Genomic DNA, 13,505 nt, shown 5'->3' on the forward strand with positions numbered 1-13,505 from the left:
GGCATCGGCCGACCCTCCGGCCGTCAGGAGAAGCGGCCGGTCCCGCGGTCTTGCGCAGGACGGCGGTGGGAGCTCCTGTGCCGCGGAGCGTGCGGGGCCGCTGATTCGGGCGATCCCCCGCGTCGCCCGAATCAGCGGATGTACCGGGCCCCCACCTGCTCGGCGGACGGGCCGACCGGTACCCTCCTGAGTGTATTGGCTCGGAGCCAGTCAACGCAGGAGTTACAGCATGTCGCCCCGCAGTGCGTCGGTCAATGAGGAGTTGCGCCGCCGGTCCCGCGAGCGGCTTCTCCAGGCGACCATCGAACTGGTGGATGAATACGGTTACGAGGCGACGACCCTCGCGGACATCGCCGGACGGGCCGGCGCGGCGCGCGGTCTCGTCTCGTACTACTTCCCCGGCAAACGGCAGTTGCTCCAGTCGGCCGTGCACCGGCTGATGCATATGGAGCTCGCGGCGGTCCTGGAGCGCGAACCGGTGAGCCGGGACGGGCGTGAACGCATGGCACGGGCGATCGACGCGATCCTCGGGCTCGCCCGGGACCGCCCCCGCCTGATGCGCACCCACATGGCGGGCATCCTCCAGGCCGAGGGGCTCATCCAGTGCCCCGAACAGCAGCGCGTGGCGTTCCTGCTCCGGGACACCGTCGAGCGGTACGGGTCGGGCGACCCGGAGACCGACTACCGGCTGCTGCGGGCCCTGCTCATGGGCGCGGTGGTGGCGGTCCTGCTGCCCGGCGCGCCGATGCCGCCGGAACGGCTGCGGTCCGAGCTGTTCCAGCGCTACGGGCTGGACTGGGGGCTCGGTCTGCCGCCCGGCCCCGAGCCACCGCCGCCGGGGGTCTGAACGGCGCGGGGAAGCTGCCGCGCCGGGACGGCGGTGCGATGCTGGACGCAGCCCTCCGGAAGGAGAGACCTCCGTGCTTCGTGTCGCAGTCGTGGGATCGGGGCCGAGCGGAGTCTTCGCCGCCCAGTCCCTGGTCGAGCAGGAGACCGTGCCCGGGGTGACGGTCGACGTACTGGACCGGCTGCCCTGCCCGTACGGGCTGGTGCGCTACGGGGTCGCCCCGGACCACGAGAAGATCAAGTCCCTCCAGGGCACCCTCCGTACGGCCCTGGAACACCCGGCCATCACCTTCTACGGCAACGTCCGGGCCGGGGACGGCCCCGGCGAGGTCTCCCCGCGCCGGCTGCGGGAGCTGTACCACGCGGTGGTCTACTGCGTGGGGGCGGCGTCCGCCCGGCGGCTGGGCATCCCCGGCGAGGATCTGCCGGGCAGCTGGTCGGCCACCGACTTCGTCTCCTGGTACAGCGCCCACCCGGACGCCCCGCCGGACGGCTTCGCCCTGCCCGCCCGCTCCGCCGTGGTCATCGGCGTCGGCAACGTGGCCGTCGACGTGGCCCGCGTGCTGGCCCGGGGCGCCGACGAGTTCCGGGCGACCGACGTGCCGCACGCCGCGCTGACGGCGCTGGCCGCGAGCCGGGTGACGGACATCCACATGGTGGGCCGGCGCGGCCCGGCGCACGCGAAGTTCACCACGAAGGAGCTCCGCGAGCTCGGCGCGCTGAACGGCGTGCAGGCGGTCGTACGGGCCGAGGAGGCGGCGCTGGACCCGGCGTGGGACGACCCCTCCGGGCTGTCGGCGGCCGGCCGCCGCAACGTGGAGGTGCTGCGGGAGTGGTCGCGGCGACCGGCCCCGGACCACGGGCGCCGGATCCACCTGCGTTTCTTCCTGCGGCCCGTCGCCGTGCTGGGGGACGACGCGGTACGGGCGGTGCGCTTCGAACGGACCGTACTCGACGCCACCGGCAGGGTGGCGGGAACGGGTGAATTCGAGGACGTCGAGGCGCAGTTGGTGCTGCGTTCGGTGGGCTACCGCGGCGTGCCGATCGCCGGTCTGCCGTTCGACGAGGAGACCGGGACCGTGCCGCACGAGGCGGGACGCGTGCTGCGGGACGGCTCCCCGTCGCCCGGCGAGTACGTGGCGGGCTGGATCAAGCGCGGCCCGACCGGTGTGATCGGCACCAACCGCCCCTGCGCCAAGGAGACCGTGACCTCCCTGCTCGCCGACGCCCCCGCCCTGCTGGCCGCCGGTCCGCCCGCCGGCGACCCGCTCACGGCACTGCGGGCGGCGGGGCTGGAACCGGTGGAGTGGCCGGGCTGGCTGGGCATCGAGGCGGCGGAGCACGCCCTCGGCCGGAACCTGGGCCGGGGCACGGTGAAGATCCCGGACTGGGAGGGTCTGCTCGTGGCGGCCCGCGGACAGAGCTGAGGTACGGGACGAGACCTCATCTCCCCCGGCAGCGCGCCCTGTTGGCACGGGCACCGGAGCTGAACACCCGCGGTTTCGGGAATGCGTTCACCCCACCCCCTGTGCGGGTGAAAGAGCGCATGGCGGCATCCGGCGGGGGAACCCTCGGCGTGACCCAACCGCCCTGTCCGGGAGGGCCGTTCATGCGCCGTATCCTCGCCGCCGCGATCGGGGCCGCCGCGACCGTCGCCCTGCTCGCCACTCCGGTGCCGGCCTCCGGAGTGCCCGGGCTCACGAGCCTGGGCACCCACGCCCGGCCCGCCGACGGCCGGGCCGCCTGCCTCCTCGACGTCCTCGACCTCATCTGCGTCCTGTGACGGACGCATACCACGCCCCACGCCCCCGGGCACCGTACGCCGCCCGGGGTACGGGCGGCCTCCCCCGCTCGCGTACGATCTCTCCCCTACGCGGATCCCGCCGCGCGCCGGACCGTGCCCCGCACACCGGCCGCCGCCGGCCCGCGTCACCGCTCCGCAACTCCATGGACAGGGAGGGGTCGCAGCCGTGGCTGCACGTCCCTTGCACGAGATCGTCGAACCCGGCTGGGCCAAGGCACTGGAACCGGTGGCCGGCCGGATCGCCGCGATGGGCGACTTCCTGCGCGCCGAGATCGCGGCCGGCCGGACCTATCTGCCGTCCGGCGCCCACGTACTGCGCGCCTTCCAGCAGCCGTTCGACGACGTCCGGGTCCTCATCGTCGGCCAGGACCCGTATCCGACACCGGGCCACGCCGTCGGCCTGAGCTTCTCCGTCGCGCCGGAGGTGCGACCGCTGCCGGGCAGCCTGGAGAACATATACCGCGAGCTGCACAACGACCTGGGGCTGCCGAGGCCGTCCAACGGCGACCTGACGCCGTGGACGCGCCAGGGCGTCCTGCTGCTCAACAGGGCCCTGACGACCGCTCCCCGGAAGCCCGCCGCCCACCGGGGCAAGGGCTGGGAGGAGGTCACGGAGCAGGCGATCCGCGCTCTGGTGGCCCGCGGCCGGCCCATGGTGGCGATCCTCTGGGGCCGCGACGCGCGCAATCTGCGCCCGCTGCTGGGGGGCGTGCCGTGCGTGGAGTCGGCGCATCCGTCGCCGATGTCCGCGGACCGCGGCTTCTTCGGGTCGCGGCCGTTCAGCAGGGCCAACGACCTGCTGGCCGGGCTGGGTTCGGCTCCGGTGGACTGGCGGATCCCCTGACCCGCGGGGGTAGGGTGCCCGCCATGACGGACCGTACGAACGTCCCGGCGGCGCCATGGGGCTGACGTCCGCTCAAGTGCTGGCGGTCGACTCGGGGGGCTCCGGTCTCCGTGTGGCCCTCGCCCCGGCGCACGGCGACGGCCCCACGCTGACCTGGTCCTCCCCCGAACCGGTGCCGGTCGGCGACCGGGGGATCGACGCGCGCGCCCTGCTCGACAGGGTCCTGCCGGCCGCCCGGGAACTGCTGCGGCAGGCGGGCGCGGACGGCTGCGCGGCCGTCTGTGTGGGCGCCGCCGGCATGGTGACGCTCGGCGACGACCTCCGGGCCGTGCTGCCGGGCGCGCTGAGCGCCGAAGTGGGCGCTCCCCGGCTCGCGCTGGCCTCCGACGCCGTGACGGCGTACGCGGGGGCCCTCGGCCAGCGTCCGGGCGCGGTGATCGCCGCCGGGACCGGGCTGGTCGCCCTCGGCACCGACCTCGTACCGGGCGGCGGCTGGCGGCGCTCGGACGGCTGGGGGCACCTCCTGGGCGACTCCGGGGGCGGTGCCTGGATCGGCCGGGCGGGGCTGGAGGCGGCGCTGCGGGCGTACGACGGACGGGCCGGCGGTTCGGCGGCCCTGCTGGCCCGGCTGGAGGCCGTGTTCGGTCCCGCGCCGGACCTGCCGGGGGCGCTCTACCCCCGGCCCGACCGGGCGGCCGTACTGGCGTCCTTCGCCCCCGAGGTCGGACGCTGCGCGGCGGCCTGCCCCGTCGCGGCGGGCATCCTGCGCTCGGCCGCACGCCATATCGCCGGGGCCGCCGCCGCGGTCTGCCGTCCCCCGGAGCAGGGCGGGCCCAGCGCGCGGACTCCCGCGGTGGCGCTCACCGGAGGACTGGCGGGAATCGGGGATCCCCTGCTGCTGCCACTCCGTCAGGAGTTGCGGAAGCAACTTCCCCACGCGCGTCCGGTGGCCGCCGCGGGCACCCCCCTGGACGGTGCGTCACGCATCGCCGCGGCACTGGTGACGGACCGTCTGCTGCTGCCCGTCGACGGCGCGCTGCTGCGCGTCACGACCGGCACGCCGTCCACCGCGCCACCCGGTCACACTCTCCGGTGATCGGATGAACCACCGAATAAATCAGGACAGAGGTGGCTCAAACGCCCCCCACCCGAACGGGCCCGTTCCCGACCGGATAACATGCGGCGCCATGAGCTCCCCCACAGGGCCCACGTCCGGCCTGCCAGTACGAATGCCCCGACCCCGTCAGTCCGGACGGCACCGGAGGCCGGAGCCCGTGACCGCGCCGGCGGCCGCGCCCCCGCTTGTGCTCGCGGTGCCCGGCGCACCCGGGCCGTCCGCGCGCCGTCTGGCCGAGGAGACCCTCAGCATCGCCTGCTCGGAGCTGCCGGGCCTCGACGCGCGCATCGGCTATGTGGACGCCGAGGGCGACGCCGGAGGGTACCCGGCGCTGGACTCCGTGCTCGGCTACGCCGCCGCCCAGCACAGCGCTCGCACGAGCGAAGCCCAGCAGGCGTCCGACGAGGACGCCGCGGCCTGGGCCCGCGGCCCGGCCGCCGTGGTGGTGCCGCTGCTGGCGGGCCCCGACACGGCCGTGCTGCGCCGTATACGCCAGTCGGTCGTGAGCGCCGGGTCGGCCTTCGAGCTGACGGACACCCTCGGTCCGCACCCGCTGCTCGCCGAGGCCCTGCACGTGCGCCTCTCGGAGGCGGGCCTGGCCCGCGCCGACCGCGCCCGGCTGTTCACCGTCGCAACCGCCGCCGACGGGATCGTCCTCGCCACGGTCGGCGGCCCGGAGGCGGTGCAGGCGGCGGGCATCACCGGCATGCTGCTGTCCGCGCGCCTGGCCGTGCCCGTGCTGGCCGCCGGGCTCGACGAGGAGGGTGCCGTCGCCCGCGCCGCCGACGAGCTCCGCGCCTCGGGCTCCCGGAACCTGGCGCTCGCGCCCTGCCTGATCGGCCCGGAGGCCGACGAGGCGCTGCCCTCGATGGCCGCCAAGGAGGCGGGCTGCGCGGCGGCCGAGCCGCTGGGCGCCTACCCGGCGATCGGCAAGCTCGCCCTCGCCAAGTACACGGAGCTGCTGGGCATCACGCTCCAGGCCGCGCCGCTGGGCGCGTCACTGCGCTGAACCACGGTGTGATCGCCGGGAGGGGCCTCCGAGGAGGCCCTTCCCGCGTTTCACGGCCCGATCTCTCCGCATGGTGTCGCGGGCGGCCCGCTTCGTCGCCCGCGGAACTGCGCGGCCACCACCGCCTCCTGGTCTCCGTCTCGGCCGCCTGGCCCGCCGACGGCCAGGTCGCGGCCGTCGTGGACGCGTGGATGCCATTGCGGCCGGCTTGGCAGGGCCCAGCGCGGCCTCCCCCGGTGCCGCGCCGGGAGGAGCGGCACCGAACTCGGCTGCCAACCGGTCGCGGAAGGACGACGCCCGCCGGGCCCCGGCGCGCGGCGACGCCACCGCGATGTCCGCGGTCCGGGTCCGGGAGCTCGCGAGGGCGCCTCGGCGACCCCGGCACCCGGAGCCTGACCGACCCCCGCCGGGCTCAGGGCTCAAGGCTCAAGGCTCAGGCGAAGAGCACGCAGGAGGCGGCCGGCGCGGCGATCGAGCCCGCGTGCCGCGGTATGCCGGTGTCGGGGTCGACCGTGAACCAGGTGACGTCACCTGAGCGCTCGTTCGCCGCGTACAGCAGCCGCCCGTCCGGGTGCGCGGCGAGGTGCCGCGGCCAGTGCCCGCCGCAGCCGACGGTGGCGCGCAGCCGCGGCCCGTCGCCGGAGGGGTCGAGGGCGAGGGTGGCGAGGGTGTCGTCCCCCCGGTTGGCCGTCCACAGGAATCTGCCGTCGGCGGAGATCACGGGCGTGGAGGGGTAGGTGGGCTCCACCGTCCCCGCGGTCACGACCGGGGTCGTCTCCAGCGGCTCCAGCGTGCCGGACTCCGCGTCCCACCGGCAGACGGTGACGGTCGGGTCGAGCTCGTTGAGGACGTACACCCGGTGCCCGCGCGGATGGAAGACGAGCATCCGCGGACCGCTCCCGGGCCGGAGGCGTGTCTCGCGGTGGGGAACCGGCTCGCCCGTCCCCGGGTCGAGGGCGGAGACCCGGACGGAGTCGGTGCCGAGGTCGGCGGCGAGCAGCCACCGGCCCGAGGGGTCGGGCACCACGGCGTGCGCGTGCGGGCCCGCCTGCCGTTCGGCCACCGGACCGCCGCCCCGGTGCCGCAGCACCACCGGCGGAGCGCCGATACCGCCGTCCTTCTCCACGGGGAGGGCGCTGACGCTGCCCGAGCGGTAGTTGGCCGTGAACAGCCACGCACCGGCGAGCGCGAGGTGGGTCGGGGTGTCCCCGTGCACGGGGACGGGAGGACCGAGCGGCTCCGGCCGGTCGGGGTCGGCGAGGGAGAAGGCCGCCGCCGCGCCCCCTTCCGTCTCGCTGACCGTGTACAGGACGCTTCCGTCGGCCGAGAGGGCGAGGAAGGACGAGTCGGCCACGACGTCGGTGGAGTGGACGGGGGTCAGCCCGCCCGTGACGTCGTCGACGTGTGCCACGGTGATCCCCGGGCCGCCGGCTCTGGTGAACGAGCCGATGTAGGCCCGCCGTTCGCGCCGTCCGCTGTCCGTCATGGCGTCCGCCTCCCCCATTGCGTCGATATGGCCAGACGCTACAGGCCACCACTGACAACACCCCGTGCCGCCTCGACCGCACCCCCCGGACCTGCGGGAACGGCGGGGTGCGGCGCGTCGTGCGGCGGAGCGGGCGCCTCTGGGCCGCTCCCGCCGGAGCCGCTGTTCCGTTGGCCCTGCCCGGAGCAGATCACCACCGCGCCGCATTGAGCCAATGGCTCAACTTTTCCGCCATCTCTTGAGCCAGCGGCCTTGAGATGTTTTGATGATCCCGTCAATGGCGCTGCGGGGTCCCGCGGCGCCTCTTTTTATGTGCGCACGCCCCCCGTGTGCGAGCGTCGCCGGTGGCCGGAAGAGGGAAGAGGGTGCTGAAGCTGAAGAAGATGTTCGCGGCTCCGGATCCGGGCCGTGTCCGGCTGCGGATCTCCGCCCGGGCCGTCCTCGGCGTCGGACTGGCGGTGGCCGTCTCGCACCTCGCCACCGGCTCACTGGGCGCGGCCATCGCCGGCGGTCTCACCGCGCTGCTGGCCCTCTTCACGGTCGGTGACGCCCGGGTGCGCGACCAGGCGGTCACGACGGCGGCCCTGCCCGTCGTGGGGCTCCCGGTGCTCGCCCTCGCGACGGTGCTCCACGACCTCCCCCTGGTGCGGGACGCGGCGTTCCTGGGCGTGGTCCTCGCCGGGGTGTACGCGCGGCGCTGGGGTCCCCGGGGGCAGGCCCTGGGGATCTTCGGGTTCATGACCTTCTTCATGGCGCAGTTCCTGCACGCCGTACCGGGTCAGCTGGCGGAGCTCTACGCGGCCATGGCGCTGGCCCTCGGGGCGTCGGCCCTGGTCCGCTTCGGGTTCTGGTGTCTGGAGCGGCGGCTTCCGCCGGCCGCCGTCCCGGCCCCCATGGCGGCACGCGGCCTCGCGCGCCCCACGACGCGGCAGGCACTCCAGAACACCTTCGCGTGCGCCCTGGCCCTGGGCGTCGGCCACCTGGTCTCCGACGAGCGCTGGTACTGGGCCGTCGGCACCGCCTGGTGGATCTTCGTGAACACCGCCTCGCGCGGAGAGACCCTGGTGCGCGGCTTCCGCCGCGTCGTGGGGACCGTGGCGGGCATCGCCGTCGGCCTGGTCGTCGCCGTGCCGCTGCACGGAGCCCCCGCGCCGACCGCCGCCCTCGTCGCCGTCTGCGTCTTCGGCATCTTCTACACGGCCGCCCCCTCCTACAGCTGGATGATGTTCTTCGTGACCGTCATGGCGGCCCTGCTCTACGGGCTGCTCGGCGTCCTCCACCCGGGCCTGCTGCTCCTGCGTTTCGAGCAGACGCTGGTGGGCGCGGCGGGCGCGGCCCTCGCGGTCGCCCTGGTGCTGCCGGTCACGACCCACGCCGCCACCGACGCCTGGATCCGGCGGGCGCTGCTGGCCGTGCGCCACTGCACCGCCGAATCGGCGCGGCGGCTGGCCGGGGAGGAGTCCGCCGACCCCGCCCCGCACGTCGCCGAGCTCGAACTGCTCCTCGGCCGCGTCCGCGTGTCGCTCGCCCCGCTGCTGCACCCGCTCAGCCCGCTGCGGGCGCGCAAGGAGCGTGCCCGCCAGGTCATGGCGCACCTGGACGACTGCGTCCGGCAGGCCCGGGGCCTGGCCGAGGTGGCCGCCGATCCCGACGCCTCGCACGATGCCCGGCTGACCGCCGCCTGCCAGCGCGTCGAGGCCGCACTGCACGCCCTCCTGCCGGCTGCCGAAGCCCCGGCCTCGGCAGCCGGCCTCGGCCTCGCGGCCCCGCAGCACCATCCGGGCGCCGAACGGGCCCTCGCCCACCTGCACGACCTGGAGCGGGCGGTCGCCGGGCTCGCCGGCCCCGTGCTGAGCAGCACGCGCTCCCCCCTGCCGGGGGCCTGACCGGCGCCTCGCGGCGCCTTCCGTCCGGAAGCCCGCGGGCCAGGCAGCGACCGGGAGGTGCTGGTCGCACCGCAGGGCGCCCGGTTCCTCCCGGCGCGGACCCGGCGGCCCCGCCGGGCACGAGGCATCACCCCGGCCCGCCGTAAGCCCCCCTCACCAGGACGACTTGCGCACCCCCGGCAGGAACCCCGCGTGCGCCTGCTCGCGGACGCGGATCCGGGAGAGGCCGAACTTCCGCAGGTGCCCGCGCGGCCGCCCGTCCACGGCGTCGCGGTTGCGCACCCTGGTGGCACTGGCGTCGCGCGGCTGGCGTCGCAACTCCCGCAGCGCGGCCGTCCGTTCGTCCTCCATGGAGGACGGCCTGCGCAGGATCTCCTTCAGTTCGGACCGCCGGGCCGCGTACCGCTCGACGGTCGCCCTGCGCTGCTCGTTGCGCGCGATCTTGCTCTTCCTCGCCATCTCAGACCTTCCCTCCCCGTGCCCGGATCCGGGCCACGGCCGCTTCCACGCCGATCGCGTCGACGGTCTTGATCGCCCTCGCGCTGAGCGTCAGCCGGACGTACCGGCCCTCGCCCGGCAGCCAGTAGCGCTTGCGCTGGATGTTGGGGTCGAACCGGCGGGAGGTGCGCCGGTGCGAGTGGGAGATGGTGTTGCCGAAGCCCGGCCGGGCGCCGGTCAGTTGGCAATGGGCGGACACGGGGAACCTGCCTCTCTCTGCGAGGACCAGCCGGGACGCACCCGGCTAGATGGAAATGATTTCCATTGCCGTATAGTAGCGCCATGGCACGCAACGAACTCCGCCCGGTCGTCCGCCTCCGTTCGACCGCCGGCACCGGCTACACGTACGTCACCCGCAAGAACCGGCGGAACGACCCCGACCGGATGACCCTGCGCAAGTACGACCCGGTCGTCGGGCGGCACGTCGACTTCCGCGAGGAACGCTGACCACCGGTCACCGCTCCCCCGCCCCCACCCCGAACCCCAGCGAGAAGGACCCCTCATGAAGCCCGGAATCCACCCGGCCTACGGACCTGTCGTCTTCCGCGACAAGGCGGCCGGCTACGCCTTCCTCACCCGGTCCACGCTCACCAGTGAGCGGACCGTCACCTGGGAGGACGGCAACACCTATCCCGTCGTCGACGTCGAGATCTCGTCCGCGAGCCACCCCTTCTACACGGGCACCGCCCGTGTCCTCGACACCGCCGGACGCGTCGAGCGGTTCGAGCGGCGCTACGGCACCCGCGAGGCCGGCTGATGCGCGACACGTCCCGCCTGCCCGTCGTCATCGTCGGAGGACTGCACTCCGACGCCCGCCGGACGGCCGTCGACCACCTGCTGCGGACGGTGCCGGGCAGCGTCGCCCTGCACCACGACCTCTCCACGGCGGCCACCGGACACGTCCGCCGGATCCTGCGCGACGCCCTGGGCGAGGTGTCGTCCGGTGAGACCGAGCTCGTCAACGACTGCGCCTGCTGCGCGCTGCGGGAGGACCTCGTCCCCGAGCTGGCGCGGCTGGCCGACGGCGGGGCGACCCGGCTGGCCGTCGTCGAGCTGTGGGACTCCGTCGAGCCCAAGGCGATGGCCGAGGTCGTCGCGGCCCACGGCGGGGACGCTCTCGCCCTCACCAACGTGATCACAGCCGTCGACCCCGCGCTCGTCCTGCCCTGCCTCGCCAACGGCGACGACCTCGCCGAGGCGGGTCTCGCCGCGGCGGCCACCGACCGGCGCACGGTCGCGGACACCTGGGCGCGGCAGGTGGAGTACGCGCCGGTGCTCGCGCTCGTCGACAACGAGGCGGCGGACGACGAGGACCGGGCCCTCCTCACCCAGCTCCACCCCACCGCCCGCCGGGTGGGCGCGGAATCCGACGGGCTTGCCCGGCTGGCCTTCGCCGGTTTCGACGTCGAGGCGGCCGCCGCCGCGCAGCACCCCTCCTGCGCGCTGCTGCCCCAGGAGGCGGACGAGGCCGGAGTCGCCACCCTGGTCTGGCACTGCCGCCGACCCTTCCACCCGGAACGGCTCCACGCGGCGCTGGAGGACCTGGCGTGCGCGGCCGCCCGCAGCCGCGGCCGGTTCTGGCTCGCGGACCGTCCCGACACCCTGCTCGCCTGGGACGCCGCGGGCGGCGCCCTCTGCGTGGAGAACGCGGGCCCCTGGCTCGCGTCGCTCCCGGACGCGGCCTGGGAGATGGTCCCCGCCGTGCGCAGGGCGGCCGCGGCGCTCGACTGGGACCCGGAGCACGGCGACCGCGGCCAGCACCTCGTCTTCACCTCGCCCGGACTCGACCGCGAGGGCCTGACCGCGCTCCTGACGTCGTGCCTGCTCACCGACGCCGAATACGCCGCGGGACCCGAGGCGTGGAAGCGGCTCCCCGCCGTCTTCGCGCCGTTGCTGGACCCCGTCTCCTGAACCGCCTCCGACCGACCCCGTACCTCCCTCACCGATGAACCACGGCATCGGGACCGCCGATGCCGCCGACCCGCCGAGGACACCCCATGGCCCGCCGCCACGACCCCCGCAAGCCGCTGAAGCCCCGCCCCAACCCCCTGGACGCCGCGGGAATCACCGTCATCGACTACAAGGACACCGATCTGCTGCGGAAGTTCCTCTCCGACCGCGGCAAGATCCGCGGCCGGCGCATCACCCGCGTCACGGCCCAGCAGCAGCGGCAGTTGGCCGCGGCCGTCAAGACCGCCCGGGAGATGGCCCTGCTGCCGTACGCCTCCCGGTAGCCCACCGCCCGCCGGTCCGCCCTCACCGGGCCGGCGGGCGGCCCCCCCTCCTGAGGAGGCTCGCGGAATCCGTCACGGACTGGGCCATTGGTACAGTGACCGGGCCCAGCACCCGAGTACGAGGGAGCCGTCGGCCGATGGCTGTGGACGCTCTGGACACGAAGATCCTGCGCCTGCTGCTGGAGCAGCCGCGGACGAGCGCGCGCGAGTACGCGCGGCTGCTGGGCATCGCGCGCGGCACCCTCCAGGCCCGGCTCGACCGGCTGGAGCGCGACGGCGTCATCACCGGTACCGGACCCCGGCTCTCCCCCGCCGCGCTCGGCCATCCCGTACTGGCCTTCGTGCACATCGAGGTCACCCAGGGCCATCTCGACCCCGTCGCGGACGCGCTGGCGGAGGTGCCCGAGATCATAGAGGCGTTCTCGATCACCGGCGGCGGCGATCTGATGGCGCGGATCGTCGCCCGCGACGCCGCTCACCTGGAGGACGTCATCCAGCGGCTGGTGCAGCTCCCCGGAGTGGTGCGCACGCGCACGGAGATGGCGTTGCGGGAGCGGGTTCCGTACCGGATGACCGGGCTGCTGCGGGCCGTGGAGCAGGAGGCCCGCAGGAAGGACGAAGTACGCTCCCGCCGGCGCGGTCCCGTCCCCGCGGCCGACGACAAGGGGTGACCCCCGGCGGCTGACCGGCCCTCAGACGCGCTGGCCCGTCGCCGGATCCCCGGCCCTCACGACGCTCTCGCCCCGGGTTTCTCCCGTGCCGCGGAAGGGTGGGAGGATCTGATGGTTCTGCCCGGCCGTAAGGGAACCGGGACAACACGTGAGGAATGAGACGTAATATGCAGCAATCTGGGGGAAGACGGGCCCGCCGGTGGGGAGCCGCGCTGACCGCGTCGACCGCCGCTCTCGCGGTCGCCGTTCCGGCGGCCACGGCCGAGGCGGCGACCGGCCCGGCGGGCATCGCGGCCAAGGGCGCCTTCCTGCTCGACAGCGGTGCCAACCGCCAGCTGTGGGCCAAGGACGCGGACACCAAGCGGCAGATGGCCAGCACCACCAAGATCATGACGGCGGCTGTGGTCCTGGACACGCGCGGCGTCAACCTGAACAAGCAGATCACCATCAAGAAGTCGTACCGCGACTACGTCGCGCGCAACGGCGCGAGCACCGCCGATCTGCGCGTGGGCGACAAGCTGACGGTCCGGCAGCTCCTCTACGGCCTGATGCTGCCCTCCGGGTGCGACGCGGCCTACGCGCTCGCCGACAGCTTCGGCTCGGGCAAGACCGAGGCCGCGCGCACGAAGTCGTTCGTCGCCCAGATGAACAAGAAGGCCGCCGCGCTCGGCATGAAGAACACCAAGTACGACTCCTTCGACGGCATATCGCAGTCGGGGACGAATCACTCGACGCCGCGCGACATCGCCAAGCTCGCCCGGCACGCGATGGGGAACGGCACGTTCACCACGGTCGTCAAGGCGGCCAGCACCCGCCAGAAGGCGACGAACGTCAACCGCACGTACACCTGGTACAACACCAACAAGCTGCTGGGGTCCTACAAGGGCGCCATCGGCATCAAGACCGGCACCGGCACCGCCGCCGGGCCCTGCCTGGTCTTCGCGGCCCAGCGCGGCAAGCGCACGGTCGTGGGCGTCATCCTCAATGACGCGACCAAGCGGTACCCGGACGCCGTGAAGATGCTCGACTGGTCGTTCAACACGACCACGAAGGTGAAGCTGCGTCAGCTTCCCAGCTTCGCCCCGCAGGACTGAGGGACCACCTCGCCCG

Annotated in this window: 16 protein-coding genes; 13 read left to right on the forward strand and 3 right to left on the reverse strand. The window is 74.5% G+C overall.

Translation table 11 applies throughout. The features are described from left to right. The first annotated feature begins 229 nt into the window (after nt 1-229). From HN013_RS26535 to HN013_RS26560, 6 genes are all read left to right on the forward strand, one after another. The gene (locus HN013_RS26535) at nt 230-847 is read left to right on the forward strand and encodes a TetR/AcrR family transcriptional regulator (RefSeq protein WP_171170536.1); all 618 of its coding nucleotides are present in this window, start codon (nt 230-232) and stop codon (nt 845-847) included. 73 nt (nt 848-920) lie between these two features. Continuing rightward, a complete protein-coding gene (locus tag HN013_RS26540) occupies nt 921-2,273 on the forward strand; it encodes an FAD-dependent oxidoreductase (RefSeq protein WP_171170538.1) in 1,353 nt (450 codons plus the stop codon). A gap of 182 nt (nt 2,274-2,455) precedes the next feature. Then, on the forward strand, nt 2,456-2,629 hold the full coding sequence (locus HN013_RS26545; protein ID WP_171170541.1) for a hypothetical protein: 174 nt from the start codon (nt 2,456-2,458) through the stop codon (nt 2,627-2,629). 187 nt (nt 2,630-2,816) lie between these two features. Continuing rightward, nucleotides 2,817-3,494 (forward strand): uracil-DNA glycosylase, encoded by a 678-nt coding sequence (locus tag HN013_RS26550; protein WP_171170543.1) that lies wholly within the window; start codon nt 2,817-2,819, stop codon nt 3,492-3,494. Between the two features lie 55 nt (nt 3,495-3,549). Beyond that, nucleotides 3,550-4,590, forward strand: a complete 1,041-nt coding sequence (locus tag HN013_RS26555) for an N-acetylglucosamine kinase (protein ID WP_171170545.1) — start codon at nt 3,550-3,552, stop codon at nt 4,588-4,590. A 91-nt stretch (nt 4,591-4,681) separates the two neighbouring features. Continuing rightward, nucleotides 4,682-5,620 (forward strand): hypothetical protein, encoded by a 939-nt coding sequence (locus HN013_RS26560; RefSeq protein WP_171170547.1) that lies wholly within the window; start codon nt 4,682-4,684, stop codon nt 5,618-5,620. 433 nt (nt 5,621-6,053) lie between these two features. Here HN013_RS26560 and HN013_RS26565 read toward each other — a convergent pair whose 3' ends face one another. Continuing rightward, entirely contained in the window at nt 6,054-7,106 is a 1,053-nt protein-coding gene (locus HN013_RS26565) for a lactonase family protein (RefSeq protein WP_171170549.1), read from the reverse strand. A gap of 383 nt (nt 7,107-7,489) precedes the next feature. Between HN013_RS26565 and HN013_RS26570 the strand changes: the two genes are divergently transcribed. Then, nucleotides 7,490-8,992 carry an FUSC family protein gene (locus HN013_RS26570; RefSeq protein ID WP_171170591.1) on the forward strand — a complete coding sequence of 501 codons (1,503 nt, stop codon included), beginning with the start codon at nt 7,490-7,492 and terminating at the stop codon, nt 8,990-8,992. A gap of 153 nt (nt 8,993-9,145) precedes the next feature. On the opposite strand, the gene rpsN is transcribed toward HN013_RS26570, so the two are convergent. After that, nucleotides 9,146-9,451 carry a 30S ribosomal protein S14 gene (gene rpsN, locus HN013_RS26575; protein WP_171170551.1) on the reverse strand — a complete coding sequence of 102 codons (306 nt, stop codon included), beginning with the start codon at nt 9,449-9,451 and terminating at the stop codon, nt 9,146-9,148. 1 nt (nt 9,452) lies between these two features. Beyond that, nucleotides 9,453-9,689: a 50S ribosomal protein L28 gene (gene rpmB, locus HN013_RS26580; protein WP_171170553.1), complete on the reverse strand. Its 237-nt coding sequence runs from the start codon at nt 9,687-9,689 to the stop codon at nt 9,453-9,455. Nucleotides 9,690-9,772: 83 nt separating this feature from the next. Between rpmB and rpmG the strand changes: the two genes are divergently transcribed. The 6 genes from rpmG (at nt 9,773) to HN013_RS26610 (ending at nt 13,489) form a co-directional block, all read left to right on the forward strand. After that, nucleotides 9,773-9,937 carry a 50S ribosomal protein L33 gene (gene rpmG / locus HN013_RS26585; RefSeq protein WP_171170554.1) on the forward strand — a complete coding sequence of 55 codons (165 nt, stop codon included), beginning with the start codon at nt 9,773-9,775 and terminating at the stop codon, nt 9,935-9,937. A gap of 55 nt (nt 9,938-9,992) precedes the next feature. Then, nucleotides 9,993-10,247: a type B 50S ribosomal protein L31 gene (locus HN013_RS26590; RefSeq protein WP_171170556.1), complete on the forward strand. Its 255-nt coding sequence runs from the start codon at nt 9,993-9,995 to the stop codon at nt 10,245-10,247. Further along, on the forward strand, nt 10,247-11,401 hold the full coding sequence (locus tag HN013_RS26595; RefSeq protein WP_171170558.1) for a GTP-binding protein: 1,155 nt from the start codon (nt 10,247-10,249) through the stop codon (nt 11,399-11,401). The genes HN013_RS26590 and HN013_RS26595 overlap by 1 nt, the downstream gene beginning before the upstream one ends. 86 nt (nt 11,402-11,487) lie before the next feature. Continuing rightward, nucleotides 11,488-11,724, forward strand: a complete 237-nt coding sequence (gene rpsR / locus HN013_RS26600) for a 30S ribosomal protein S18 (RefSeq protein ID WP_171170560.1) — start codon at nt 11,488-11,490, stop codon at nt 11,722-11,724. Between the two features lie 137 nt (nt 11,725-11,861). After that, entirely contained in the window at nt 11,862-12,395 is a 534-nt protein-coding gene (locus HN013_RS26605; protein ID WP_171170562.1) for an Lrp/AsnC family transcriptional regulator, read from the forward strand. Nucleotides 12,396-12,562: 167 nt separating this feature from the next. Continuing rightward, nucleotides 12,563-13,489, forward strand: coding sequence for a D-alanyl-D-alanine carboxypeptidase family protein (locus tag HN013_RS26610; protein WP_171170564.1), 927 nt, complete (start codon nt 12,563-12,565; stop codon nt 13,487-13,489). Nucleotides 13,490-13,505: the final 16 nt, after the last annotated feature.

Origin of the sequence: Streptomyces sp. I05A-00742, from assembly GCF_013055795.1 — a bacterium.
Taxonomy (GTDB): Bacteria; Actinomycetota; Actinomycetes; order Streptomycetales; family Streptomycetaceae; genus Streptomyces.

Coding starts and splice junctions, on each gene's coding strand:
- HN013_RS26535 (WP_171170536.1), top strand. CDS start 230: ATGTCGCCCCGCAGTGCGTCGGTCAATGAGGAGTTGCGCCGCCGGTCC.
- HN013_RS26545 (WP_171170541.1), top strand. CDS start 2,456: ATGCGCCGTATCCTCGCCGCCGCGATCGGGGCCGCCGCGACCGTCGCC.
- HN013_RS26555 (WP_171170545.1), top strand. CDS start 3,550: ATGGGGCTGACGTCCGCTCAAGTGCTGGCGGTCGACTCGGGGGGCTCC.
- HN013_RS26560 (WP_171170547.1), top strand. CDS start 4,682: ATGAGCTCCCCCACAGGGCCCACGTCCGGCCTGCCAGTACGAATGCCC.
- HN013_RS26565 (WP_171170549.1), bottom strand. CDS start 7,106: ATGACGGACAGCGGACGGCGCGAACGGCGGGCCTACATCGGCTCGTTC.
- HN013_RS26570 (WP_171170591.1), top strand. CDS start 7,490: ATGTTCGCGGCTCCGGATCCGGGCCGTGTCCGGCTGCGGATCTCCGCC.
- rpsN (WP_171170551.1), bottom strand. CDS start 9,451: ATGGCGAGGAAGAGCAAGATCGCGCGCAACGAGCAGCGCAGGGCGACC.
- rpmG (WP_171170554.1), top strand. CDS start 9,773: ATGGCACGCAACGAACTCCGCCCGGTCGTCCGCCTCCGTTCGACCGCC.
- HN013_RS26590 (WP_171170556.1), top strand. CDS start 9,993: ATGAAGCCCGGAATCCACCCGGCCTACGGACCTGTCGTCTTCCGCGAC.
- HN013_RS26595 (WP_171170558.1), top strand. CDS start 10,247: ATGCGCGACACGTCCCGCCTGCCCGTCGTCATCGTCGGAGGACTGCAC.
- rpsR (WP_171170560.1), top strand. CDS start 11,488: ATGGCCCGCCGCCACGACCCCCGCAAGCCGCTGAAGCCCCGCCCCAAC.
- HN013_RS26605 (WP_171170562.1), top strand. CDS start 11,862: ATGGCTGTGGACGCTCTGGACACGAAGATCCTGCGCCTGCTGCTGGAG.
- HN013_RS26610 (WP_171170564.1), top strand. CDS start 12,563: ATGCAGCAATCTGGGGGAAGACGGGCCCGCCGGTGGGGAGCCGCGCTG.